Below are 19,997 nucleotides of genomic sequence, written 5' to 3'. Positions count from 1 at the left end.
CACGATTCACAAGGAAGAGCGAATAGGGGTATCAGCTGTTGAGCGAGCGGCGCTCAAGCTGGTGTGACAGGGCTTGCGCCGCTGGCAGTGAAGGCAAGGGACCGCTGACGGGCTCGCCGTTCTGCATCAGGTACCAGCACGCCAACAGACCGCGCTCGCGAAGCTGGGCGGGAACTGCGCTGCCGACAACCGACATGATTTGAACCTTGGTCATAACTGCCTCCATCAATCTATGCCGCTACTGTACGGCGCGACCGGTTGATGCAGAAATCACCGCCCTCGATAGTCGTCATTGATGAGCAGGTAGGGACAGTGATGGGGACACGTGCGCAAGACCGTGCTGCGGTCCGGCATCAATCTCCCTGAAACGAAAACCCCGCCGGGGAGGCGGGGTCTGTGTTGGGTGAGGGCTGGCGACAATGGATCGACAGCCCTGTGCTGAGGAGCAAACCGCTGTTACCAGCGACCGCCACCGTGGTAATAGCCCGGTGGTGGGCCGTAATAACGTGGCGGGCCGTAGTAGCGGGGCGCGTAGACGACCGGGCGTTCAACGACATACGCCGGCTGGTAGTAAACCGGCGGCGGTGGCGGTGGCGCGTAATAAACGGGCGCCGGCGCCGAGTAGTAGACGGGAGCGGGCGATGCGTAAGTCGGACCGGACGCCACTGCCGCGCCGACAACACCACCAACGACCGCACCGATCACGGCTGCTCCACCCCAGCCCGGGCCGCCGCCATGGGCTTCAGCCTGGCCTGCAAGGGCGAGGGCGCCTAACAACAAGGCAACTTTGGGGATCTGACGAATCATGACTGTTCCTCGGTGTTCAGTCCCGTTGTCGCGAGCCTGCGTTACGCTCAGGCACTGCCACGGGATAACTTCTCAGACAACGACTTTGGAAATATCTGCGAGGCCGTTGCGTAAATTTTGTGTAAGGTATTCGACAACTTTGATGACACTGGAGAGCGCGGTTGTGAAGTATCAGGCGCCGACCCGCCGTGATTCTACGCCTTTGGCCAGGCTTCTTCTAATACCTTCCGGGAGATTTCATGTTGGTCACTGCCAATAAGGAAACGCTGTTGTGCATGTCGCTGGCCGGACGTCCGGGCAACTTCGGCGTGCGCTTTCATAACCACCTGTATCAGCAGTTGGGCCTGAACTTCTATTACAAGACCTTTTCACCAAACGACCTGCCTGCGGCCATCGCAGGCATGCGTTCGTTGGGCATTCGCGGGTGCGGCGTGTCGATGCCCTTCAAAGAAGCGTCCATTGCCCACGTTGACGAAATGGACGCATCCGCGGCCGCTATTGAATCCATCAACACCATCGTGAATACCGATGGCCACTTGAAGGCCTACAACACCGATTACATCGCCATTGCCCAATTGGTGGACACGCATCAGGTGCCGCGCACCCGCTTCGCACTGCGCGGCAGCGGCGGCATGGCCAAAGCCGTAGCCTGTGCGCTGCGCGACGCCGGTTTCACCGATGGGCTGATCGTGGCGCGCAACGAGCAGGCCGGCAGGGCGCTGGCTCAGACGTGCGGATTCGAGTGGCAAGCTGAACTGGGCCGTGAACGCCCACCGCTGCTGGTCAACGTCACGCCGTTGGGCATGGCTGGCGATCAGGCTGACGCGCTGGCCTTCGAGGTCTCGGCTATCGAGCAGGCTGACACTGCCTTTGACGTCGTGGCCACGCCCGCGCGAACGCCGTTCATTCTAGAGGCCGAGCGGCTGGGGAAACGCGTCGTCACCGGCGATCAGGTGGCGGCGATCCAGGCCCTGGAGCAGTTCATTCTCTACACCGGTGTCACGCCCACAGACGCGCAGTATCAGGCCGCCGCCGCGTTCGCCCGAGGCTGAAACCGAGCCGTGTCAATCAGGGCGCGGCATCGGCGGCGCCGCGCTGCCTTACAGCAATCAGGCTCAAGTCTTGCGTTTCCCTTTGCGCCGCTGTTAACCCTCCAGCACCGCCAGCCGTTCTTCCAGGGCGGCGATTCGGGCGTCGAGTGCTTCGATTCGTTCGGTCAGCGCCGTACTCCCCGAATTGCCGCCGCTGCTGCGCTCAGTCAGGTTCGCCCGGGCGGCGAGGATCGTCTCGACGTCGGCCGGATCGCCCAGGGCGTGCATGTACCGGTCTTCGCGCTGGCCTGCCTGTTTCGGGACCAATACCGCCAGCCCGCGACCGATCAGCCGTTCCAGCTGATGCACCACCGCGTCGGCGTCCTCGAAGTCATGCAGGCGGTTGCTGCGGGTCAGCAGCTCGTTGACGGTTTGCGGCCCTCGCAACAACAGCAGGCCGGTGAGGATTAGTTGCGCCGGGACGAGCTCCAGTGTTTTGTCGACGCGGTGTTCCCAGCGGTCCGCCCGGCTGCCCATCACCAGACGCGTCAATTGCAGGCTTTCCAGTGCGCGCAGGCTCTGGCCGACCTGGCCGGGCGTCAGGTTCATCACCGGCTCACGGCTGGTCTTCTGATTGCAGGCCAGCACCAGTGCGTTGAGGGTCAGCGGGTAGGTCTCGGGATGGGTGGCCTGCTTCTCGATCAAGCAGCCCAGAATACGCACCTCGGTGCTGCTCAGTTGCAGCGCATCCGAGGCCTCAACGGTGTTTTCGCCATCCAGCTCGTCAGACATGACCCATTCCCCAAGCGTTGAAAAGGCTATGAGGGTAGGGGCTGGATGAGGTAAAAGACAAGCCGCGTTCGCGTCCACCTCCGTGCGACCCATTCCCCGAGGAACTGCCATGACCCTTTCTCTCTACGCCGCTTCGATCCCTGTCTTCAAGCAAATGCTCACCGCCCTCAGCGCCGTGCTGGCCAAAGGCGAAGCCCACGCCACCGCCCGGAACATTCAGCCGGACGCCCTGCTGCAAGCCCGCCTGTTCCCTGACATGTTCCCGCTGGTGCGTCAGGTGCAGATCGCCGTCGATTTCGCCAAAGGCGCCGGCGCACGACTGGCAGGCCTGGAGCCACCGAAGTACGAAGACACCGAAACCACCTTCGCCGACCTGCAGGCGCTGCTGACCAAGGTGCTGGCGTTCCTCGACACGATCAAGGCTGAACAGGTGGACGGCAACGAAGCGCGGGAAATCGTGCTGCGCCCCGGCACCGACAAGGAAAAGCGTCTGAGCACCCAGACCTACCTGCTGCACTACTCACTGCCGCAGTTCTTCTTCCACGTCACCACCACCTATGACCTGCTGCGCCACAATGGCGTGGAAGTCGGCAAGCGCGATTACATGGGCGCTTACTGATCGGTCTTACTGCCTGACGGCGTTCGTCGCCTGATGGCGGCGCCGCCGAGTTCGTTCGGTTGGCGACGCCTGCTGCGTCTGCACCTGCCCACCCGGCGCCTGCTCTGATACCCTCCGCGTCCTGCTTAACGCATCATCCGATCGACCGCTCCGCGAGGACTGGTCGTTTCGTCGTTCTGGAGATTTCATGTTTTTCCCCATTTACCTGCTGTCAGCGGCCGGTTTTACCGTGCTGACCACAGAGTTCGTCATCGTCGGTCTGTTGCCGGCCATCGCCCGTGACCTCGCCGTCACCATTCCCCAGGCCGGCTTGCTGGTCACGCTGTTCGCCTTCACCGTGGCGTGTTTCGGGCCGTTCCTGACCGCCTGGTTTTCGCGCTTCGAGCGCAAGCGCCTGTTCATTTCGGTGCTGATCATGTTTGGCGTGTCCAACGCCGTGGCCGCAATGGCGCCCAACATTTGGGTGATGGCCGCCGCGCGGCTGATCCCGGCGCTCGGGTTGCCGGTGTTCTGGGCGCTGGCCAGCGAAACCGCGGTGGACATCGTCGGGCCGGACCATGCTGGCCGCGCGATTGCCAAGATCGGCTTTGGCATCGTCTGCGCCACGGTGTTCGGCATCCCGGTGGGCACCTTGATCTCCGACGCCATCGGCTGGCGCAGTGCTTTCGCCATTCTCTCGGTGGTGGCCTTCGCCAAGGCGATGCTGCTGTTCATCTACCTGCCCCACAGCGTGCACAAGGATCAGGCCTCGTTTCGCAGTCAGTTCCGCCTGCTGCGCAGCCCGTTGATGCAGGGTCATGTGCTGCTGTCGGTGCTGGTGTTCAGCGGCATGTTCACCGCGTACACCTACCTGGCGGACATGCTCGAGCGGCTCGCCGGGTTCAACGGCACGGTGGTCGGCTGGTGCCTGATGGGCTTCGGCGCGGTGGGCTTGCTGGGCAACTCGCTGGGCGGGCGGCTGGTTGACCGCCATCCGTTGGTCGCCAGCCTGATCTTTTGCACGTTCATGATCGGTGCAATGGTCATGCTGGTGCCGAGCATCCATTCACTGCCGGCGCTGGCCCTGGCGCTGGCCGTGTGGGGCGTGACCCAGGCGGCGCTGTTTCTGGTCAGCCACGCCCGGCTGATGAAGGCCGCGCCCCAGGCCCCGGCGTTCGCTGCGTCGCTGAACATCGCTGGCGCCAACCTGGGCATAGGCATTGGCGCCATCATCGGCGGGCGGGTGATCGATCATTTGGGCCTCGGCAGTCTGGGCTTCGCGGCGGCCGGCATCATTCTGCTGTCGATCCTGCTGGCCGCGCTGCTGATGACGGTCCGGCCAAACGCCTCGACCTGCGAGGCCTAGTCCGGGAAGAGCTGGCGACGGGCGCCTTCTGTGATGGCGACGATGCCGGGGTGATTGACCTTGCGCTCGACCGAGATCGCGTAGAACGATTCTGTCACGGCGTCGGTATGGCCGATCAGCTCGACGTCGTATTGCTCGATCACTTCATCGGCAATAACGCTCGGCGCAATGAAGATCCCGCTGCCTGACTTCCCGAACGCCTTCATCAAGGCGCTGTCATCGAACTCCCCGACGATTTTCGGCTGGATATTCTGCTCGGCGAACCAGCGCATGAGGCGGCTGCGCACCACTGTCTGCTGGCCCGGCACCAGCAGGGGCGCGCCTTGCATGCCGTGGGGGAAGTCCTGGCCGTACAGCGCGGCGAGCGTCCTGGTCGCGAAAAAACTCACGCCGCATTCACCCAGTTTCTGGCTATAGCCTTTAATGTCCAAATGAGAGGGCATCGGGCTGTCGGAGATGACCAGGTCCAGGCGCTGGATCGCAAGGTCGGCAAGCAAGCGCTCAAGCTGATCTTCCCGGCAACTGATACGCACCAGCTCGTTGAGCGCCATGCTCGGCGCGATCAGCCGGTAAACGATGGACTTGGGCACGACATCGGCGACGCCAACCCGAAAAAGGATTTGTTGTTCGTCAGGTTGCGCGCGCAAGACGGCTTCGAGTTCGCCGCCCAGCTGAAACATCTGTTCCGCATAGGGCAGGGCGACGCGGCCGGTTTCGGTGAGTTCCAGTTGGCGGCCGACGCGCTTGAACAGTTCGACGCCGTAGGTCTGCTCCAGCAGGCTGATTTGCCCGCTGATGGTCTGTGGCGTCAGGTTCAATTGCTCGCAGGCGCGGACGATGCTGCCCGTCTTGGCCACGACCCAGAAATAATGCAACTGTCGGTAATTGAGCATGGCTGCCGTCACTTCGGGAAAACCGAAGTATACGCCTGAAAAATACGAATTTTACTGAAGTGTTTCCGCCCCTAGAATGCCGCCCATCCCCTGAACTGATCCTGGACATTTGCGATATGGAATACCTTCTGGAACTGGCTGCAAGCCCAACGGCGTGGATCGCTCTGGCGACGTTGGTCGTCATGGAAATCGTGCTGGGTATCGACAACCTGATTTTCATCTCGATTCTCACCAATAAGCTGCCAGTACATCAGCGCACCAAGGCGCGCCGGATCGGTATCAGCATGGCGCTGATTCTGCGTCTGGGCCTGTTGACCACCGTGGCGTGGATCGTCCAACTGACCGAGCCTGTGGTAGACGTGCTGGGCCAGGCGTTCTCCTGGAAGGACATGATCCTGATCGCCGGTGGCCTGTTCCTGGTCTGGAAGGCAACCACCGAGATCCATCACAGCGTCGACATCAAGAGCGAAGCCGAGAAAGCGGCGTCCAATACCGTGACGCTGGGCATGGCCGCGGCGATTGGTCAGATCCTCATGCTCGACCTGGTGTTCTCCATCGACAGTATCGTCACCGCCGTTGGCATGACCGAGCACTTGCCGATCATGGTCATCGCGGTCGTCGCCGCCGTCGTGGTGATGCTGGTGGCCTCCGAGCCTCTTGCCAAGTTCATCAACGACAACCCGACAGTGGTCATGCTGGCCCTGGGCTTCCTGATCATGATCGGCATGACGCTGATCGCTGAAGGTTTCGGCGCCCACGTTCCAAAAGGCTATGTGTACACCGCCATGGCGTTCTCGGCTCTGATCGAAGGCCTCAACATGCTGGTCCGTCGGGCTCGCCAGCGTCGTCTGGATGCTGAAGCGCACGGTCAGAAGGTCTGACATCAAGGTGGGCCTTGCTGGCAGTACTGGCCAGGCACTTAAAAAACAGGCGCTAAAAAACGGTCGGGGATGGGATGCCATCACCGACCGTTTTCATGTGGACCTTTGCCGATCAGACACAGCACTTTTCAGTGGGCGGTGACATGACGGATTTTACGCTGTGCAGGCTGCACGGTTTTTGAAGGTTCGGTTTTCCGGTAATGCGGATGATGGCGACGGGAGATCCGCATGACTCCCCACAACATGGCAGCCGCCACGGCCAGCCAGGCGGCGATCAACATCACAATGGTCATTCCGAGGCCCATGGCTTCCTCCGGCTCTTCTCTTCGTCTCTTTGTTATCGACAGTCTAGCCCGCGCCTTGTTGCCGAAAGTTGACCGATGGTAGCCATTGCATGGCCGATTCGTTCTATCCGCCCGCGTTGACGGCGTTTTCAGCTATACCGCAACCGACGGCAGCTCTATTATCCGCGTTCCGGCCGGGTCTCGGGATCCGCCGCCATCAGTCAAGTGAGTGAAGAACGTGCGCGCATTGATGCGATTGGATAGCGTTGCAGGTCGACGCAAATGGGTGGTACTCGCCGCAGCGCTGGTCCTGGCAGGCTGTTCGAATGCCCATAACTGGAAGCCCGGCTACCCGCCGATGTACAAGACGCTACCCGACCGGGTGGAAATCAATGCCGTGCCGTCGTTCCGCGGCAAGGATTACCGGAGCGCGCCTTTTGCACTGGCCAGCATGCTGACCGTACACGGCGTACAGACCACGCCGGGGCTGCTGGAAAAACCGCTGAAGTTGCCGGGTGCCGAAGAAAGTCTGGACCGCAGCATGCCCGATCTGGCGCGCCAATACGGCTTTGTGGTGTATCCCGTCGATCACGGCCTGCCGGATCTGTTGGCCCAGGTGTCGGCGGGCTATCCGGTCATGGTGCGATTCTCGGATGGCTCGATGTGGTGGAAAGAGCAACGCTACGGCGTGCTCGTCGGGTTCGACCAGAACAAACGCACCGTGCTGATCTACACCGGTCCGGGGCGTGTGACGGCGAGCTTCGAGTCCTTCACCTCCGACTGGAACGACGCCGGTAACTGGGCCGTGCTGGTGCAGAGCCCACGTCAGGTGCCAGTGCCGGTGGACCGTGACCGCTGGCTGAAAGCGGCCAATGATCTTGCCCAGGCCGGGCAGGAACAGGCGGCGGGCGAGGCGGTCAAGGCCCTGAACGGCAAAGCTGACCGCTAAGATGAATGAGGATGATCCCGGTCTGGAGGCAAAGCCTGTAGGAGCCGGCTTGCTGGCGAACGCGGGGATCAGCTACGAGGATGCAAGCTGATTAAATGCGGTTCGCCAGCAAGCCGGCTCCTACAAGGTTAGCGCCCACTGCTTGAGCTGCGAACTCAGAACCCCAGCTTGTCCCGCAAACTGTAATACCAGGCCCCCAATGCGGTCAGCGGCGTGCGCAGCAGCTGCCCGCCGGGGAACGGATAGTGCGGCAGCCCGGCGAAGGCATCGAATCGTTCCGCCTGACCGCGCAGTGCTTCCGCCAACACCTTGCCGGCCAGGTGCGTATAGGTTACGCCGTGGCCGCTGCAACCCTGAGAGTAATAGATGTTGTCCCCCAGCCGGCCGACCTGCGGCAAGCGCGACAAGGTCAGCAGGAAGTTGCCGGTCCAGGCGTAATCGATCTTCACGTCCTTGAGTTGGGGAAACGCCTTGAGCATCTTGGGCCGGATGATGGCTTCGATGTTGGCCGGATCGCGGGCGCCGTACACCACGCCACCGCCGAAGATCAGCCGCTTGTCACCGGAAAGCCGGTAATAATCCAGCAGGTAGTTGCAGTCTTCGACACAGTAATCCTGCGGCAATAACGTGCTTGCCAGCTCCGCGCTGAGGGGCTCCGTCGTGATGACCTGGGTCCCGCACGGCATCGACTTGGCCGCCAGTTCAGGCACCAGATTGCCCAGATACGCGTTGCCCGCGACGATCACGAACTTTGCCCGAACCTTGCCCTGGGCTGTGTGTACGACCGGGCTGGCGCCGCGATCAATGCGGGTGGCGGCCGACTGCTCGTAGATGAAGCCGCCCAGGGACTCGACCGCCGCCGCTTCGCCCAGCGCCAGGTTCAGCGGATGGATGTGACCGCCGCTCATGTCGAGCATGCCGCCAATGTATTGATCGCACGCCACCACTTCACGGATGCGGCGCTGGTCCATCAGCTCCAGCTGGGTGTGGCCGTAGCGCTCCCACAGTCGTTTTTGCGATTCGAGGTGGCCCATCTGCTTGGGCGTGATCGCGGCGAAAACCCCGCCGTCTTTCAGGTCGCACTGAATCTGGTACTTGGCAACGCGATCGCGGATGATCTGTGCGCCTTCGAACGCCATGTGACCCAACAGTTGCGCCTCTTTGGCGCCAACGGTTTTTTCGATAACGTCGATGTCGCGGCTGTAGCTGTTGACGATCTGCCCGCCATTACGGCCCGAGGCACCGAAGCCGACTTTTGCGGCTTCCAGCACGGTGACTTTGAAGCCCTGTTCGAGGAGAAACAGCGCACTCGACAGACCGGTATAACCGGCGCCGATGATGCACACGTCCGTCTCGACGTCCCCCTGCAGCCGCGGTCGAACCGGGACGGGGTTGGCGGAAGCGGCGTAATAGGAATGTGGGTATGGCGTGTTCGTCATCCTGTAACCCCTGTTTTATATTTTTTACGAATGGACGGATCCTACCTGAGATGAAATGTGCCCACCAGTCGGTGCCAGACGTTCGACACCCAGGCCAGGGGCCGGCACCCTAGTTGCCCGTGCACCGGCTTACCGGGATTTGCCGACGTCAGCGCAAATACCTCGGACATTCATAGGCTTAGGGAGTAATCAAAGTTGACAGGAATTCGAATCCCGGTAGAATGCCGCCCCACAGCAGGCACGTAGCTCAGTTGGTTAGAGCACCACCTTGACATGGTGGGGGTCGTTGGTTCGAGTCCAATCGCGCCTACCAAACAAATCCGCTCTGCTGGGCGGTAATAAAAAAGGGTGGCCCGAGAGGGTCACCCTTTTTTGCTTGTGCAGCCCTTGCAGCCTCGGGCGCCGGGCAGTCCGGCGGGGGGATCACTCGGCCTTGGCACGAGTGATACGGCCGGCCCTGATCTCATCCACATAAGCGCGCAGGCGGTCAGCATCCTTGTACTGCTGGTTCATCAGGTGCAGCACCGCAACCACATCCACGTCGTTGACCCGCTCGGCCAGTCGGCTGATTTCGCCTGCTGTGCTTTCCAGGTTGGCCGCAATCGTACTCAGGTCACGCTTGAGTTCCAGCGCTGATTTTTTCATGGCCACCGTGCCGCTCTCCACTGTTGATGACGCCCGGGCCCGCGACTCCGATTCAAGCGCGGCGGCGCACTATACCAAAGCAGGGCAGGCGGGCACGAAAAGGGCGCTCTACTAGCGCCCTTTCTGGTCTCGTGTCGGCGAATCGCCTCAGCCGCCTGCGCCGCCCGCACTGGAGGAGCCGGAGCCTTTGCTGCCGCCGCCAGTGGTGGTGTCGCCACCGGGCAGGTCAGCATCGTTGTTGCTCCCGGTGCCATTGCTCATCGACGTGCCGCCGCCAATGCTGATGCCTTTCTTGGTCTGAGTGTCTACATCAGCGCCCTGGCGGGCCGCGTCGCTGCCCTGAACCCGCGGGTCGATACCGGTCTGGGACGGTGGCGGACCCATGTCCGGCGACGTGGCGCCTGCCAGCGCCGCTAGCGAGGTGCAGGTCAGGGCGCAACCCAGGGCAAGTGCAGCAAGTGATCTGTTCATCGGGTGATCTCCGTGTCGTAATTCCTTACAAGCTTGGGCATCTGAACTTTGGCTATAGTGCCATCACGGCGACGGGCGGCAGCGGTTTGCTCAGCGGAGCGCGTCGGTATGCATGAATACCGAGCAGGAGCGGCTTGTTGCAGACGCCCGTGAGGTTGAAAACGGGGTGCCTGTGCGCTCGCTAAATAATTTGCGTATTCATAGGGTTACTGGACGAGAAAGACGTTGACAGCTAATTGAATATCCGTAAAATGCCGAGCCACAGCAGGCACGTAGCTCAGTTGGTTAGAGCACCACCTTGACATGGTGGGGGTCGTTGGTTCGAGTCCAATCGCGCCTACCAAACAAATCCGCTCTGCTGGGCGGTGACAAAAAGGGCGAATCGAAAGATTCGCCCTTTTTTAATGCCTGAAATTTGAGGGCCGGTCCCGCTTTCCTCACATCAGCCATAGCCCCTATGGCCGCACGTCTCAACCCGGTTTCACAGTGGGTCTCATCGCACGCCGCGAAATAAATCCTGTTTTTTTCCCGCTATCGTCTGGACCTTTTCCTGTGATGCGCGATCATCACTGCATGGAAAACCAGAGGAGGTGTGTATGCTTAGCCGGTCGTTGACCCTTGCCGTTTTGTTCGCCGCGTCGAGCCCCTTGCTGGCTGCCGACGGTGACGGCCCATTGTCCCAGGAGCGCGGCAAGACTCGTCCACTGGTCGTCATCGCGTCGAGTTCGGTGGACCCAACGCTGGTGGGCTTGAAGAAAAACCTCGATGAGCCCGCGAACAAGGACGGTTTCGCCAAGCGCGACATGGTGCTCTACACCATCATCAACACAGTCGGGCAGCGCAACGGCAAAGACCTCGACGCCCAGACCACCATGGCGCTGGTGCGAGAGCTCAAGCTTGGCGCCCAGGCGGGCGGGCAGGCACAGGTGATTCTGGTGGGCAAGGACGGTGAGAAGAAAATGACTCACAACGGCCCCATCGATCCGAAGGAAATTTTCAGCACCATCGACCAGATGCCGATGGCCGAAAAAGAAGCCGCCGCCGCTGCACCTGCTCCCCCCGCGCCCGAGCCGAAGGCCGCACAGCCGTCAGGCAAACCGGGCAAACCTGGCAAGGCCGCGCCTGCTGCGCCGCCGGCCGGGCTGGATGACTAAGCGTTCAAACGGCTTACTCGTGGGGCTCGCTTGGTGTTGCTGGTAACATCGCTCCTTTTTTGCTGAGAAGGACGTGTAATGAACGGGACTGGCATGAAACATTGGGCGGGCGCCTTCGCCTTGGTCGCGTTGTCGGGTTGCATGAGCTTGAATCAAACCCGTTCGGCAGGGCCGGTGAAGGTTTACACCAGTCAAAAGCCCGCCGTCGCCGTTGCGGAATGCATCAAAGTCACGTGGGCGAACGTCCAACTGTTCGGTGACGTGGCGGACGTGTTTATGGCGAAAGGTGATCCTGGCGCCTTCACGGTCTATACCACCGAGGGCGAGTATTTCGCTGATGTGGCGGGCAAGGCTGGCGTGACCAAGGTCGATTTCTACGCCAAGCCGGGCGGCAAGGTGGTTGAGCAACGCGGCGCCGTGCTCGCGACCTGTCTCTGAGTGCAGTCTGAAACAACTGACCTGCGCATGCCGGCCCTGAGTATTTACCGGCTCCGCGCAGGTTCTTAGCGGTTCACATCGGCGGTGTCACGCCATTTTCCCCTGCAGAAACCGACAGCGCGGTCAGTGTGTTGTCAGGTGATTTCTGCGCCTGCAACACCACCTTCACGCCGGGCTTGAGCAAGCTGCGATCACCTGGCACCAGGTTGACGATCGGCACGTCATCGGGGATGACGATCTTCTTCTGCCCACCCTTGTAATTCACGGTGATCGTACGCCCATTGCTGGCGACCAGATCCCCGACCGATCCGTTGGTCATGGTGCTGTCCGGTGTGAGATCGAACGCCCGATGGCCATCCCCCGTGCCGGCCATCTCTGGCGGGAACACGTGAACCTCCAGTGCCTTCAACGAACCGTCCGGCAGCGGCACCGCAGCGGAGCCGATGTAGCTGCCCGGTTTGATCTCCGATACCTGCGCCAGGGTCACGCCGCGAATCGGCGTGTCACGGGTCAGTAAGACGTACACATCTTCACCGCGATTGGTGTGGATCTTCAGCGTGTCGCCGTCGACCGCGGTGATCGCGCCACGCACGCGGGTGGGTTTGGCATCGTCAGCGTGAACCGGCAGGGCCGCCGAGAGCAGCGCGCCGAGCAAGCCCGGGACCAGAAGGGCGCGACGCAGGTTGAGGGTCTTGAAGGTTTGGTGAGGCTTCATGGTGGGCGCGAATCCTGTGATGGGGCGAGGAAGGAGCATAGCGTCAGTCGTCGAGGCGGTGCATGACATTGTCGTCAGCGCGCGCTTTAGGGCGGCAGGCACGCGAGCTTTACCGTCAGATAGATAGACTGTTTGCATAGTCATATAGATCAAAAATGAATTTAATTTATTAAGCGGCCGATGCTAACGTTTTAAGCAGTCGGCGAAACCTTAGGTTTTGGTTATTAGAAAACCTGTTCGGCGACGACCATTTCACTTCTCGGGTAAGGGATCACCATGGCCGTTTTCGATCAACTGAGCCGCCGGCGAGTGCTGGGCCTCGCTGGCGCAGCGCTGGCGTCTCCACTGTTACTGTCGCTGCCGCGTGGCGCGTGGGCTGCAGACGAGCATGCAGGGCATGCCGGGCATGGCGCCGAGGCTGACGGCGGGGCTGGCGCTGAGCCTGCGGGCACAGGCGAGTTCATCAGGCTTGATCAGCCGCGCGCGCTCAAGCTTGCGATCAACCTGAACGCCGTCTGCCTGGCCCCTGTGGTCATCGCCCATGGCCAGGGCTTTTTCAAGAAGCACAATCTGGAGGTCGAACTGGTCAATTTCGGTAACTCGACCGAAGTCCTGCTGGAAGCCATCGCGACGGGCAAGGCGGACGCCGGCATCGGCATGGCGCTGCGCTGGCTCAAGGCGCTGGAGCAGGGATTCGATGTCAAGCTCACTGCAGGGACCCATGGCGGTTGCTTACGTCTGCTCACGGCGGCGAGTGGCAGCGTGACCCGGCTGGAGGACCTCAAAGGCAAGGCCATCGGTGTGACCGACATGGCCAGCCCGGACCGTAATTTCTTTTCCATCCTGCTGAAGAAACATGGCGTCGATCCGGTCCGGGACGTTGAGTGGCGTCTGTACCCGGCCGACTTGCTGGGCACGGCGCTCGAGCGCGGTGAAGTGCAGGCGGTAAGTGGCAGCGACCCGTTCATGTACCGACTCATCAAGGCCGGCAAGGCCCGTGAATTGTCATCGAACCTGGTGGAGGAATACGCCAACCTCAGCTGCTGCGTGGTGGGCGTCACCGGCAAGCTAGCCCGGGACGACAGACGCGCCGTCGCGGCCCTGACCCAGGCGATTCTCGAAGCCCACGATTACTCGGTGAAGCACCCGGAGGAGGTGGCCAAGGGATTCCAGGCCTACGCGCTGAACACCACGACCGAGGAAGTCGTCGCCATTCTTCATGATCACACCCATGGGCATCACGCCGTCGGCGCGGCCTTGACCGCCGAGATCGCCACGTACGTGCGTGATCTGAAGACCGTCGAGGTCATCCGTCAAAGCACCGATGCCAATGCCTTTGCTGCGGAGATCACTGCCGATGTCTTCAGTTGATTTGACCGCCGACGTCCAACGGCTGGAGGCTCCGGCGGGACGCTTCTGGTTGCAGGGGCTGGTGGCGGCTGGCGTCTGGCTCGCTGCGGCGGTGTTGATCGTCTATCTGCCCAACGCTACCCGCCTTTGGCCAATGACACAGGGGCTGGCGAATCTGTGCCTGATCATGACCGGGCTGATTCTCTTGGCGGTGGTGGCGGGGCGATGGTCCCGGCGCGTCGCCGCGCGAACGCGAACACTCGGCCCGTGGCTGATTGCCCTGCCTGTTTTGCTCACGATCTGGGAACTGCTCACCGCCAAATTCGGCGTGTTGCCGGTGCCGTTCTTCGCACCGCCCCAGGCTTTACTGGACGTCTATGTCGAAGACTGGCCGCGCCTCGCCGACAGCCTGTTTCACTCCGCCATTCTATTGGGCAGCGGAGTCGCCCTCGGCGCGCTGACGGGGTTTATCGCCGGCGTCGCCATCGGCTGGTCGCGCAGCATCGGTTACTGGTTGCATCCGGTGTTGAGAATTCTCGGTCCGGTCCCGTCCACCGCCTTGCTGCCGTTGTGCTTCTTTCTGTTTCCCAGCAGTTGGAGCGCCAGTGTGTTTCTCATCGCGCTGGCGACCTGGTTCCCGGTGACGGTGCTCACCTGGTCAGGCGTCTCGAGCGTCGACAAGGCCTACTACGACGTGGCTCGCACCTTGGGCGCCAGTCAACGTTTTCTGATTTTCAAAGTGGCGATTCCAGCAGCGCTGCCCCACGTCTTTGTCGGGTTGTTCATGGGCCTGGGCGCCTCGTTTTCGACGCTGGTGGTGGCGGAGATGATGGGCGTGAAGTCCGGCATCGGCTGGTACCTGCAATGGGCGCAAGGGTGGGCGGCGTACGCCAATATGTACGCAGCCCTGTTGATCATGGCGCTGGCCTGCTCGGGCCTGATCTCGGCGCTGTTTCTGATTCGCGACCGCCTGTTGGCCTGGCAGCAAGGAGCAATGAAATGGTAAATGCAGCCAGAGCGCCAAGCGCCGAGCACAATCGTGGCCTGTCGCTGCGCATCGATAATCTGAGTCACGGTTTCTCCTTCGAAGGGCACAAGCTGCCGGTACTGGAGCGCGTGTCCCTGACGGTTGAACCGGGGGAATTCGTCGCACTGTTGGGCCCCTCGGGTTGCGGTAAATCAACCTTGCTGCGGCTCGTCGCGGGGCTTGAAGGGGCGGACAGCGGAACGATCACGGCGGACGGCGCTGCGATCACCGGGCCTGATCCCACTCGGGTGGTGGTGTTTCAGGACCCGACGCTGTACCCGTGGCGTCGTGTCTGGGACAACGTCGCTCTCGGTCTCGAAGCCCAGGGTTTGCTCAAGACCACCAAAGGCAAGGTCGATGAGGCGTTGACGAAAGTCGGTTTGAGTCAGTTCGCGCGGGCCTATCCGCGGCAGCTGTCGGGCGGCATGGCGCAGCGGGTGGCGCTGGCGCGGGCGTTGGTCAATGAGCCGCGGCTGCTGATTCTCGATGAGCCGTTGGGCAAGCTCGATTCGCTGACGCGCATTGCCATGCAGCAGGAGTTGATCGATCTGTGGCAGCGCCAGGGTTACACGGCGTTATTGGTCACCCATGACGTCGAAGAGGCGTTGCTGCTCGCCAACCGGGTCATTGTGTTCAGTGACCGGCCTGCGCAGATTAAGGCCCAGCTGACCATCGAGCGGCCCTACCCGCGGCACCGCGACGACCCGTATCTGGTCGACCTGCGCAGGCAGATTCTCGGTTTGCTGGGGCTGGGGGAGAGCTGGTAGGCACGGGTGTGGCGTCCGGACTGCGCCGGGATCGTCGAACGATCTGGCACAGCCCGGTGTGGGACATTACTGCTGGAGCGAAATGGAAGTACTCGCCAGTTTCGGCTGGTTGTACAGGCTGACCAGCACTTCATCGAGCACCGAAGACGCACCCCACGGACGGGGGTCGTTGAGGATCGCGACCACTACCCAGGTGTTGCCGTTGCTGTCACGGCTGAATCCGGAGATCGCGCGAACCGTGTTCAGCGTGCCGGTCTTGATGTGGGCTTCACCGCGCAGGGCGGTGCGCTTCAGGCGCTTGCGCATGGTCCCGTCCATGCCGGCCAGCGGCATCGAACTCATGAACTCGGCCTGGAACGGACTGTTCCAGGCGGCCTGGAGCATCTGCGCCATCTCGCGAGCGCTGACCCGTTCCGCGCGCGACAGCCCTGAACCGTTCTCCATCACCAGGTGCGTCGCGATGATGCCTTTCTTCGCCAGCCATTGGCGCACGACACGCTGCGCGGCTTTTGCGTCGTCACCGTCCGCTTCGTTACGGAACTCCGCCCCCAGGCTCAGGAACAGCTGTTGAGCCATGGTGTTGTTACTGAATTTGTTGATGTCGCGGATGATCTCTGCCAGGTCCGGCGAAAAGGCTCTGGCCAGGAGCTTGGCGCTGCCCGGCGTCACGTCGAGACGGTCCTTGCCCAGGATGGTCCCGCCCAGTTCCTGCCAGATGGCACGGACAGCGCCGGCGGTGTAGGTCGGATGGTCGAGCAGCGACAGGTACGTCTGGGAATTACAGCCATCGCCCAACTGGCCGGACACCGTCACGGTGATGCCGCCGTCGGCTTCCGGCACCGGGTTGTACAACACGTCGCCGGTGCATTTGGTCGAAGACAGGGCCTTGACCTGATTGTTGATGTGGATTGCCGCGATGGGCGGCTCTACCGAGACCAGAATCTTGCCGCCGTCGTTGCGAGTGACGAAACGCAGGGCCTTGAGATTGACCATCAACGAGTCGGGACGCACCAGGAACGGCTTGTTCTTGTCGTTGCCATCGTCATCGAAAACGGGCAGCTGAGGTTGCACGAAATGGCTGCGATCGAGCACCAGATCGCCGGTCACCTGCTGCACACCGTTGGCGCGCAGATCACGCATGAGCAGCCACAAGCGTTCCATGTTCAGCTTGGGATCGCCGCCACCCTTGAGGTACAGGTTGCCACGCAGCACGCCATTGCTGAGGGTGCCATCGGTGTAGAACTCGGTCTTCCACTGGTGCGTCGGGCCGAGCATTTCAAGGGCGGCGTAGGTGGTGACGAGCTTCATGGTCGAGGCCGGATTGACCGAGACGTCTGCGTTGAAAACGGTGGGGGTACCCGGGCCGCTGACCGGCAGCATGACCAGCGACAGCGCATCGTTCTGCAGCTTGCTGGCTTTGAGTGCTTCCTGGACCTTGGGCGGCAGAGCGGTGTTGATAGGGGCGGCGGCGATGGAAAAAGAAAGGGGCAAAAGCAGGGTGGCCATAAACAGCGGACGCAAAGACTTGATCATTCAATAAACCCTACTGCACGAATAACGAAGATGAAGAGGGGATGAATTCCCTCGTATTGTGAATCAACGACCAGAAAATGCCTGATGAAAGGGCGTGACACTGGCGTTTCGGTAAAGCGGCATTATGCCCCAAGCTTTGGTGACTTGCGCCGGGGTACTGCCGTCAAGCCGCGCTATTTTTCGCGCGAGCTTCTTCAAAGTCACGTTAAACCGTGATTTTCGCCCATGGCTCGGGAGGGTGATGGGAATTTGGCAATGAATTCGCATCATTCGTCTGGGCTTTGCGGGCGGGTGAAACGTGGATCTTGAGTGCCAGACACAAAAAAGCCACCCCGTGGGGTGGCTTTTCGGTATCAGCGCGGCGGGAAGTCCCGCCCGCTCATCAGACAGCCGCGTTGATCGGCTTTTCCGGGTACCAGGCGTCCTGCAGAGGGCTGACTTCAACTTCAGTCAGTTCGCTGCGGCCCTTGAGCCATGCTTCGACAGCGGCGCGCTGTTCTTCGCTGACCGAACCACGGTTCGCCAGGCAGACCAGACCGAAGTCGTCGCCGCCGACATAGTCCAGGCCGTTAGCGTCCATCGCTTCTGTCAGGAACGCGTCGAGGAAGGCATCGATGGCCTCGTCATCCAGGTCCTCTTTGAAGCCCAACTTCAGCTCGAAGCCCAATTCCTGGAACTCGTCGACACAGAGTTTTTTGCGCAGACGACGGGAGCGGTTAGTGGCCATGAAGCGTTCCTCTTAAGTAATTTCGGGGCGCAGTCTACCAGCTTCCCTTGGAAGGTGCCTGCTTCGTCGGCGGCTTGAGAGATGGGCTTTGTGTCGCGAACAGCAATCGGCTGGGGATTGGGTGTGGGGTTGGTAGAGGCGCTTGGGATTCCTCATGGCCATGGTGCGCAAGATGTGGCGCACGCCTGTGGGCCATTCCTGGAGCTTGATGTCCTGCGAGCGCCGGCGTTAGGGCCGTGCGGACGATTGGGCAGGAACCTGCCCAGCGGTGCGCAACGTCTTGCGCACGTTTGCTTTGTTATAGGGTGTGACGTTCGCTCAGGCCTTCTGTTTCAGTCCCTAAACTATTGATTTTAGTGGTCTTAATGCTTGCTGGCATAACCCTTGATATCTCCGTCGCCCCCGGTTTGGCATCTACGCCTGCCGGATGGTTTTTTAGCACGGAGAGCATCCTTGGCGACCCCCCTAAACCTGCCCGTTGGTGGCGAGATACGTGAGCCTCAAGTGGCGATCGTTCCACTTGATCTAATCCAGCTTGAGGATGTCGGAGCAGGGGCGGCCAGTTTTGACACCTGGCTGCAGGACATCAGCGGCGGCGTTGTGTCGCTTGAGCGGATCAAGAGCGCTGCGGGTTTCTTGCCCGTGGTGGGCAACATCATGGCGCTGGTCGATGCGCTGAATGACATCGCCAGGCTGGCGACCAGTGAGAAGCGGGATCCACTGGATTGGGTCAGTCTGGGCATCAATCTGATTGGCGTGCTGCCGACACCGCCGACCATGGCGGCAGCGCGGATGAGCCTGCGCCCGACGCTGTTTCTGGTGCGCCAGGAAATGCGCCAGGCGGGCAAGTCGGTGCTCGGTGATTCGCTGATCGAGGTGCTGATCGGGCACCTCAATGCTGACATCGTCGGGACGCTTGATGACTTTGTGACTCAGGCGCAGGCCAGGCTCCCCGGCATTCTCGATAACGCGGGGGCGCTGGGCGAAGGCGTGCTTCTAGAGATTGCCAAGGGCCTGGAGTGGGTGGTTAATCCGCAGCTGGATGCTGGCGCCGATTTGCTGGATGCGGAGCAACGGGTTCAGGCCGCTGGCGATCTGTGGGCGTACGACCCCACGGCGGCAATCGGCAACATTTTTGCTGCGGCTGCCGATGTATGCGTTGCAGCGGGTAAGGGCGCGGTCAACGGCGCCGTCGAACACCTTGTCCCGGACGCGGTTAAGGCTGAGGTGCTCAGGCACGCCAATGCGTTGCGCACGATGGCGCCCGAGCTTCGGACCCGGATCAAGGGGCTGGTGGATCCTGGAGCTCAGAACTCGATTGGCGCGTTGTTGCAGACATTGGCGGGCGCGGTCCTCTCCTGGCGGTCGCGCAATGGCCATGGGCAGGCCTTCAACATCAAGCCCGGGGTGGTTAATCAGGCCAAGCGTCAGGCCGGTGAAGGCAAGCTTGAGGTTGTTCAGCGTGAGAGGCCTGCAAAGAGGCGGCCTAACAAGCGGAAGAACTGTAAGTGTGCGTGTCCATGTGAGTGTGCCTGTGGGTCAACGGCAAGAAGCATCAGCTTTGCGATAGGCTCGGAGTTGGTCAGCCATACCGACTTCAGCCTGCCGGGGCCGTTTCCGATTGAATGGACGCGGACTTACTGTTCGAGTCTGGATGCCTACGATGAGGACGTCATTGGCGCACGCTGGATCACGCCTTTTACTACACGCTTTGACTCCGTGGATGACGGTCTTGTATTTCATGACGCGGATGGGCGCAGTCATGAATTCCCGCTGCCCAAGGTCAAGCTGTTTCACTTCAACGCCATTGAAAACCTCAACCTTATCCGCCTCAGCAAAGACAGGTTGCTGCTGTGCCGAGGTTTTGAAAGTCGGGAAACCTACGTTCGACGGGGCGATCGCTTTGTACTGATCAACAAGGTGCTGCGCAATGGCGCGGGGGTGATGCTGCATTACGAGCACCGGCATGATGGGCGTTTGGTGCTCTCCGAGTTGGTCACTTATCGGGAAAAAGACGCCCGTAAAGTCCACTTGCGCCTCGGCACTTTGATTGATGATCAGGGGCGGTTGGCCGGTGTTTGGGAAATTCGCGATGGCGCCGTGCAGCGGCCGTTGTGTGCGTACCAGTAC

At 61.3% G+C, this 19,997-nt stretch carries 22 protein-coding genes and 2 tRNA genes; 13 read left to right on the top strand and 11 right to left on the bottom strand.

The window, feature by feature from the left end:
- Positions 1 to 31: 31 nt before the first annotated feature.
- Both VF672_RS02255 and VF672_RS02250 read right to left on the bottom strand, forming a co-directional pair.
- Positions 32 to 214 (bottom strand): hypothetical protein, encoded by a 183-nt coding sequence (locus VF672_RS02255; RefSeq protein WP_331101013.1) that lies wholly within the window; start codon positions 212 to 214, stop codon positions 32 to 34.
- 242 nt (positions 215 to 456) lie between these two features.
- Complete coding sequence (locus VF672_RS02250; RefSeq protein ID WP_331101011.1) at positions 457 to 807, bottom strand: hypothetical protein; 351 nt, start codon at positions 805 to 807, stop codon at positions 457 to 459.
- 239 nt (positions 808 to 1,046) lie between these two features.
- On the opposite strand from VF672_RS02250, the gene VF672_RS02245 reads away from it, so the two are divergent.
- Positions 1,047 to 1,859 carry a shikimate 5-dehydrogenase gene (locus VF672_RS02245; RefSeq protein ID WP_331101008.1) on the top strand — a complete coding sequence of 271 codons (813 nt, stop codon included), beginning with the start codon at positions 1,047 to 1,049 and terminating at the stop codon, positions 1,857 to 1,859.
- A gap of 93 nt (positions 1,860 to 1,952) precedes the next feature.
- Here VF672_RS02245 and VF672_RS02240 read toward each other — a convergent pair whose 3' ends face one another.
- Positions 1,953 to 2,630, bottom strand: a complete 678-nt coding sequence (locus VF672_RS02240; protein ID WP_331101006.1) for a YceH family protein — start codon at positions 2,628 to 2,630, stop codon at positions 1,953 to 1,955.
- Positions 2,631 to 2,739: 109 nt separating this feature from the next.
- Between VF672_RS02240 and VF672_RS02235 the strand changes: the two genes are divergently transcribed.
- Together VF672_RS02235 and VF672_RS02230 are read left to right on the top strand one after the other, a co-directional pair.
- On the top strand, positions 2,740 to 3,249 hold the full coding sequence (locus VF672_RS02235) for a DUF1993 domain-containing protein (RefSeq protein ID WP_331101004.1): 510 nt from the start codon (positions 2,740 to 2,742) through the stop codon (positions 3,247 to 3,249).
- A gap of 187 nt (positions 3,250 to 3,436) precedes the next feature.
- Positions 3,437 to 4,594, top strand: a complete 1,158-nt coding sequence (locus VF672_RS02230; protein ID WP_331101003.1) for an MFS transporter — start codon at positions 3,437 to 3,439, stop codon at positions 4,592 to 4,594.
- Here VF672_RS02230 and nhaR read toward each other — a convergent pair.
- Entirely contained in the window at positions 4,591 to 5,487 is an 897-nt protein-coding gene (nhaR, locus tag VF672_RS02225; RefSeq protein WP_331101001.1) for a transcriptional activator NhaR, read from the bottom strand. The two genes, VF672_RS02230 and nhaR, sit on opposite strands and share 4 nt — an antisense overlap.
- A gap of 116 nt (positions 5,488 to 5,603) precedes the next feature.
- On the opposite strand from nhaR, the gene VF672_RS02220 reads away from it, so the two are divergent.
- Entirely contained in the window at positions 5,604 to 6,368 is a 765-nt protein-coding gene (locus tag VF672_RS02220; protein WP_331100999.1) for a TerC family protein, read from the top strand.
- 128 nt (positions 6,369 to 6,496) lie between these two features.
- Here VF672_RS02220 and VF672_RS02215 read toward each other — a convergent pair whose 3' ends face one another.
- Positions 6,497 to 6,673 carry a hypothetical protein gene (locus VF672_RS02215; protein WP_331100997.1) on the bottom strand — a complete coding sequence of 59 codons (177 nt, stop codon included), beginning with the start codon at positions 6,671 to 6,673 and terminating at the stop codon, positions 6,497 to 6,499.
- A gap of 229 nt (positions 6,674 to 6,902) precedes the next feature.
- Here VF672_RS02215 and VF672_RS02210 point away from each other — a divergent pair, with 229 nt between their 5' ends.
- Complete coding sequence (locus tag VF672_RS02210) at positions 6,903 to 7,601, top strand: peptidase C39 family protein (RefSeq protein WP_331100995.1); 699 nt, start codon at positions 6,903 to 6,905, stop codon at positions 7,599 to 7,601.
- Between the two features lie 155 nt (positions 7,602 to 7,756).
- On the opposite strand, the gene VF672_RS02205 is transcribed toward VF672_RS02210, so the two are convergent.
- A complete protein-coding gene (locus VF672_RS02205; protein ID WP_331100993.1) occupies positions 7,757 to 9,040 on the bottom strand; it encodes an FAD-binding oxidoreductase in 1,284 nt (427 codons plus the stop codon).
- Positions 9,041 to 9,276: 236 nt separating this feature from the next.
- Between VF672_RS02205 and VF672_RS02200 the strand changes: the two genes are divergently transcribed.
- Positions 9,277 to 9,353: transfer RNA gene (locus tag VF672_RS02200), tRNA-Val, on the top strand.
- 110 nt (positions 9,354 to 9,463) lie between these two features.
- On the opposite strand, the gene VF672_RS02195 is transcribed toward VF672_RS02200, so the two are convergent.
- Together VF672_RS02195 and VF672_RS02190 are read right to left on the bottom strand one after the other, a co-directional pair.
- Entirely contained in the window at positions 9,464 to 9,685 is a 222-nt protein-coding gene (locus VF672_RS02195; protein ID WP_241043642.1) for a hypothetical protein, read from the bottom strand.
- A 147-nt stretch (positions 9,686 to 9,832) separates the two neighbouring features.
- Positions 9,833 to 10,156: a hypothetical protein gene (locus VF672_RS02190; protein WP_331100989.1), complete on the bottom strand. Its 324-nt coding sequence runs from the start codon at positions 10,154 to 10,156 to the stop codon at positions 9,833 to 9,835.
- Positions 10,157 to 10,422: 266 nt separating this feature from the next.
- Between VF672_RS02190 and VF672_RS02185 the strand changes: the two genes are divergently transcribed.
- The 3 genes from VF672_RS02185 to VF672_RS02175 all read left to right on the top strand — a co-directional run bounded on the left by VF672_RS02185 (position 10,423) and on the right by VF672_RS02175 (position 11,748).
- A tRNA-Val gene (locus tag VF672_RS02185) sits at positions 10,423 to 10,499 on the top strand.
- 253 nt (positions 10,500 to 10,752) lie between these two features.
- On the top strand, positions 10,753 to 11,310 hold the full coding sequence (locus tag VF672_RS02180) for a DUF4174 domain-containing protein (protein WP_331100987.1): 558 nt from the start codon (positions 10,753 to 10,755) through the stop codon (positions 11,308 to 11,310).
- A gap of 78 nt (positions 11,311 to 11,388) precedes the next feature.
- Positions 11,389 to 11,748, top strand: coding sequence for a 2-oxoacid ferredoxin oxidoreductase (locus VF672_RS02175; RefSeq protein ID WP_331100985.1), 360 nt, complete (start codon positions 11,389 to 11,391; stop codon positions 11,746 to 11,748).
- A 73-nt stretch (positions 11,749 to 11,821) separates the two neighbouring features.
- On the opposite strand, the gene VF672_RS02170 is transcribed toward VF672_RS02175, so the two are convergent.
- Entirely contained in the window at positions 11,822 to 12,463 is a 642-nt protein-coding gene (locus VF672_RS02170; protein ID WP_331100983.1) for a DUF5666 domain-containing protein, read from the bottom strand.
- Positions 12,464 to 12,739: 276 nt separating this feature from the next.
- Between VF672_RS02170 and VF672_RS02165 the strand changes: the two genes are divergently transcribed.
- The 3 genes from VF672_RS02165 to VF672_RS02155 are packed head-to-tail and all read left to right on the top strand — an operon-like array spanning position 12,740 to position 15,607.
- Positions 12,740 to 13,834, top strand: coding sequence for an ABC transporter substrate-binding protein (locus VF672_RS02165; RefSeq protein WP_331100981.1), 1,095 nt, complete (start codon positions 12,740 to 12,742; stop codon positions 13,832 to 13,834).
- Positions 13,821 to 14,819 carry an ABC transporter permease gene (locus VF672_RS02160; RefSeq protein ID WP_331100978.1) on the top strand — a complete coding sequence of 333 codons (999 nt, stop codon included), beginning with the start codon at positions 13,821 to 13,823 and terminating at the stop codon, positions 14,817 to 14,819. Before VF672_RS02165 ends, VF672_RS02160 begins: the two co-directional genes overlap by 14 nt.
- Complete coding sequence (locus tag VF672_RS02155) at positions 14,813 to 15,607, top strand: ABC transporter ATP-binding protein (RefSeq protein WP_331100976.1); 795 nt, start codon at positions 14,813 to 14,815, stop codon at positions 15,605 to 15,607. The genes VF672_RS02160 and VF672_RS02155 overlap by 7 nt, the downstream gene beginning before the upstream one ends.
- A 66-nt stretch (positions 15,608 to 15,673) precedes the next feature.
- On the opposite strand, the gene dacB is transcribed toward VF672_RS02155, so the two are convergent.
- Positions 15,674 to 17,140 carry a D-alanyl-D-alanine carboxypeptidase/D-alanyl-D-alanine endopeptidase gene (gene dacB / locus VF672_RS02150; protein WP_331100974.1) on the bottom strand — a complete coding sequence of 489 codons (1,467 nt, stop codon included), beginning with the start codon at positions 17,138 to 17,140 and terminating at the stop codon, positions 15,674 to 15,676.
- Between the two features lie 382 nt (positions 17,141 to 17,522).
- Positions 17,523 to 17,867: a YggL family protein gene (locus VF672_RS02145; protein ID WP_065988787.1), complete on the bottom strand. Its 345-nt coding sequence runs from the start codon at positions 17,865 to 17,867 to the stop codon at positions 17,523 to 17,525.
- A 453-nt stretch (positions 17,868 to 18,320) separates the two neighbouring features.
- On the opposite strand from VF672_RS02145, the gene VF672_RS02140 reads away from it, so the two are divergent.
- Positions 18,321 to 19,997: DUF6531 domain-containing protein (locus VF672_RS02140; RefSeq protein ID WP_331100970.1), on the top strand; the 1,677-nt coding region annotated here is incomplete at its 3' end.

This window comes from Pseudomonas sp., assembly GCF_036387035.1.
GTDB lineage: Bacteria > Pseudomonadota > Gammaproteobacteria > Pseudomonadales > Pseudomonadaceae > Aquipseudomonas.
Note: the sequence above shows the minus strand (reverse complement) of the source record. Positions and strands in the feature narration are given on the sequence as shown.

What these genes read in the sequence shown, in the direction of transcription:
- VF672_RS02205 (WP_331100993.1), bottom strand. Translation starts at nt 9,040, where the DNA reads ATGACGAACACGCCATACCCACATTCCTATTACGCCGCTTCCGCCAAC.
- VF672_RS02170 (WP_331100983.1), bottom strand. Translation starts at nt 12,463, where the DNA reads ATGAAGCCTCACCAAACCTTCAAGACCCTCAACCTGCGTCGCGCCCTT.
- VF672_RS02250 (WP_331101011.1), bottom strand. Translation starts at nt 807, where the DNA reads ATGATTCGTCAGATCCCCAAAGTTGCCTTGTTGTTAGGCGCCCTCGCC.
- VF672_RS02175 (WP_331100985.1), top strand. Translation starts at nt 11,389, where the DNA reads ATGAACGGGACTGGCATGAAACATTGGGCGGGCGCCTTCGCCTTGGTC.
- VF672_RS02245 (WP_331101008.1), top strand. Translation starts at nt 1,047, where the DNA reads ATGTTGGTCACTGCCAATAAGGAAACGCTGTTGTGCATGTCGCTGGCC.
- VF672_RS02235 (WP_331101004.1), top strand. Translation starts at nt 2,740, where the DNA reads ATGACCCTTTCTCTCTACGCCGCTTCGATCCCTGTCTTCAAGCAAATG.
- VF672_RS02195 (WP_241043642.1), bottom strand. Translation starts at nt 9,685, where the DNA reads ATGAAAAAATCAGCGCTGGAACTCAAGCGTGACCTGAGTACGATTGCG.
- nhaR (WP_331101001.1), bottom strand. Translation starts at nt 5,487, where the DNA reads ATGCTCAATTACCGACAGTTGCATTATTTCTGGGTCGTGGCCAAGACG.
- VF672_RS02215 (WP_331100997.1), bottom strand. Translation starts at nt 6,673, where the DNA reads ATGGGCCTCGGAATGACCATTGTGATGTTGATCGCCGCCTGGCTGGCC.
- VF672_RS02190 (WP_331100989.1), bottom strand. Translation starts at nt 10,156, where the DNA reads ATGAACAGATCACTTGCTGCACTTGCCCTGGGTTGCGCCCTGACCTGC.
- VF672_RS02165 (WP_331100981.1), top strand. Translation starts at nt 12,740, where the DNA reads ATGGCCGTTTTCGATCAACTGAGCCGCCGGCGAGTGCTGGGCCTCGCT.
- VF672_RS02155 (WP_331100976.1), top strand. Translation starts at nt 14,813, where the DNA reads ATGGTAAATGCAGCCAGAGCGCCAAGCGCCGAGCACAATCGTGGCCTG.
- dacB (WP_331100974.1), bottom strand. Translation starts at nt 17,140, where the DNA reads ATGATCAAGTCTTTGCGTCCGCTGTTTATGGCCACCCTGCTTTTGCCC.
- VF672_RS02220 (WP_331100999.1), top strand. Translation starts at nt 5,604, where the DNA reads ATGGAATACCTTCTGGAACTGGCTGCAAGCCCAACGGCGTGGATCGCT.
- VF672_RS02210 (WP_331100995.1), top strand. Translation starts at nt 6,903, where the DNA reads ATGCGATTGGATAGCGTTGCAGGTCGACGCAAATGGGTGGTACTCGCC.
- VF672_RS02240 (WP_331101006.1), bottom strand. Translation starts at nt 2,630, where the DNA reads ATGTCTGACGAGCTGGATGGCGAAAACACCGTTGAGGCCTCGGATGCG.
- VF672_RS02180 (WP_331100987.1), top strand. Translation starts at nt 10,753, where the DNA reads ATGCTTAGCCGGTCGTTGACCCTTGCCGTTTTGTTCGCCGCGTCGAGC.
- VF672_RS02255 (WP_331101013.1), bottom strand. Translation starts at nt 214, where the DNA reads ATGACCAAGGTTCAAATCATGTCGGTTGTCGGCAGCGCAGTTCCCGCC.
- VF672_RS02160 (WP_331100978.1), top strand. Translation starts at nt 13,821, where the DNA reads ATGTCTTCAGTTGATTTGACCGCCGACGTCCAACGGCTGGAGGCTCCG.
- VF672_RS02145 (WP_065988787.1), bottom strand. Translation starts at nt 17,867, where the DNA reads ATGGCCACTAACCGCTCCCGTCGTCTGCGCAAAAAACTCTGTGTCGAC.
- VF672_RS02230 (WP_331101003.1), top strand. Translation starts at nt 3,437, where the DNA reads ATGTTTTTCCCCATTTACCTGCTGTCAGCGGCCGGTTTTACCGTGCTG.